The organism is Rhizobacter sp. P1_G5 (genome assembly GCF_056405435.1).
Map to the genome: position 1 here is coordinate 1 of NZ_JBFUCB010000794.1, position 2,369 is coordinate 2,369.

Below are 2,369 nucleotides of genomic sequence, written 5' to 3' on the forward strand. Positions count from 1 at the left end.
CCCCATGTCGACGACCTCGTGCAGGCCGCCGCGGTGTCGGCGGGTGCCGCGGCCCTCATCCTGCACGACCCCGGGTTCGGTGCGCTGGTCCGGCAGGACCGCAACCGGCAGCTGATGCGTTCGCATGCGCTGCGCTGCGCCGCCCTCGCCGCGGCGCTGCTCGCGCTCGGCGCGATCGGCCCCGTCTTCGACGGGCTCGCGCCCGGCCTGCTGGCCGCTTGGGCGGGCGCGAGCCTGGTCGCCACGTCGGTCGCGCGGATGCTGGTGGCGCGGGCGCTGCGGGCGCTGCAGCGCCGGGGTGCATTCGCCGAGCGCGTGGTCGTGGTGGGCAACGGCGCCTGCCTGGAACGGGTGCTGCACGCGTTGCACGGCAGCCGGCCGCACACGATCGAGCTGTCCGGGGTCTTCGACGACGCGGCGGCCGCGCCGGGCCCTGCGCTTGCGGGGCTCATCCAGCTCGGCCAGGAACGGCGCATCGACTGGATCCTGCTCGCCCTGCCGGCGGACTCGCCCGACGCCGCCGCTCGGCTCGCGTCGCTGCTGCTGCGGCTGAAGGCCCTGTCGGTGCCGATCGGCCTGTGCACCGACGACGTGGACAGCGCGCCGCAGCCGGTGGCCGATGTCCTCCCGCGGCGCGTGCTGCGCTTCGACGCGCACGATCTCGCGAGCTTCACCGCCGTGGCGAGCCGCTTCGGCGAGCAGGCCTACGGCTTCGCGGTGACGCCGAATGTCGACCACCTGATCCGCCTCGACGAGAGCGCTGCCTTCCGCGACCTGTACGCCGCGGCCGACTACATCCTGCTGGACAGCCGCTTCCTGGCCCGGTTGATGCAGGTGACACGCGGCCTGCGCCTGCCGGTGTGCACCGGCAGCGACCTGGTCGCGACGCTGCTGCGCGAGGTGGTGCAGGCCGATGACGCGCTGGTGCTGATCGGCTGCAGCGACGCCCAGGCGCAGACGCTGGCCGCGCTGCACGGCCTGTCGCGGCTGGCGCATTTCAATCCGCCGATGGGCTTCATCCGGGATCCCCAGGCGGTGGAGGACTGCCTGTGCTTCATCGAGGCGCACAGCCCGTTCCGCTACTGCCTGCTGGCCGTCGGCGCCCCGCAGCAGGAGATGCTGGCGCAGATGTTGAAGGCGCGCGGGCGGGCGCGCGGCCTCGCGCTGTGCATCGGCGCGTCGATCAACTTCCTGACCGGCAACGAGCGGCGCGCGCCGCACTGGATGCAGCAGGCAGGCCTCGAATGGTCGTTCCGGCTGATGCAGGACCCGCGCCGGCTGGCCGGCCGCTACCTGGTGCGCGGGCCGCGCGTGTTCGCGCTGCTGCGCCGCGCGGAGATCGTGCTGAGGCCGCCGGTGGCGATCGGGCCCGTGGGGGACGGCTCAGTGGCTCCAGGCCGGCTGCAGGCGACCCTGCTCGTCGAAGCGGTAGCGGCCATCGAGCCAGCCTTTGCCGAACAGGATCAGCGCCTGGTCGTAGTAATGGGTGGCAGCGCCTGAGGCGCCCAATCGCAGCGAGGCCTGCACCCGCTCGGTCTGCTGTGCCAGGCCGGGTGCGTCGCCGAGCACGCTGAGGAAGGGCAGCAGCGCACCCGAGAAGCCGACCGGCGAGTAGTCGGACTTCAGCGCCCGTCCGGTGCGCGGATCGACCTTCTCGGGCGGTACGCCGGTCGCACGCGTGAGGGCCGCATACGGGGCCAGCAGGCGCACCAGGCCCGCGCTGCCCGGCCCCGACATGCCGGCCCACAGGTAGACGCGGATGCCGTCGTAGCTGGCCGACGGCGCCGCCTCGGTGTCGGCCAGCACGCCGCCGGCCGCGTCGATGACCAGGTTGTCCGGCGCCACGCCGGCGCTGAAGATCTGCGGCGCCATGCGCAGGTAGCCGTCCCAGATCGACTGCCACGGGCCCTGCGGATCCGTCACCGCGAGGTAGCGGAACAGGAAGCCCGGCAGGTAGCTCGGGTTGATGCGATGGCGGCCCTTGTCGAGCACGAAGCCGACCGCGCCCGGCAGCAGCACCGGCCCGGCCGGACCGGCGTTCGCCACCTCGCGCAGGCGCACCTGCTCGAGCAGGCTGCGGCCGGTCTTCGCGTAGGCCGGCGCGTTCCACAGCCGCGCCGCCTCGAGCAGCGTGTAGGCGAGCCACAGGTCGGCGTCGGACGCGGAGTTGCCGTCCTTCACGCCCCAGCTGCCGTCGGCTCGCAAGCCCCACAGCCAGGCCGGCAGCGTCTCGCCGAGGCGGCCCCCTGCCAGGTTGTCGCCGGTCCAGCTGAGCAGCGTGTCGAAGCGGGCGCGGTCGTTGGCGACCAGCGCGAAGAAGAGGCCGTAGGACTGGCCCTCGGACGTGCTCTTGCGATCGAAGGTGAGGT

General features: G+C 73.4%; 2 protein-coding genes. One reads left to right on the plus strand and one right to left on the minus strand.

The window, feature by feature from the left end; genetic code table 11:
- Nucleotides 1–1,500: WecB/TagA/CpsF family glycosyltransferase (locus AC1D12_RS31155; RefSeq protein WP_477845064.1), on the plus strand; the 1,500-nt coding region annotated here is incomplete at its 5' end.
- On the opposite strand, the gene bcsZ is transcribed toward AC1D12_RS31155, so the two are convergent.
- The coding region (gene bcsZ / locus AC1D12_RS31160; protein WP_477845065.1) for a cellulose synthase complex periplasmic endoglucanase BcsZ at nucleotides 1,384–2,369 on the minus strand (986 nt) is incomplete at its 5' end. The two genes, AC1D12_RS31155 and bcsZ, sit on opposite strands and share 117 nt — an antisense overlap.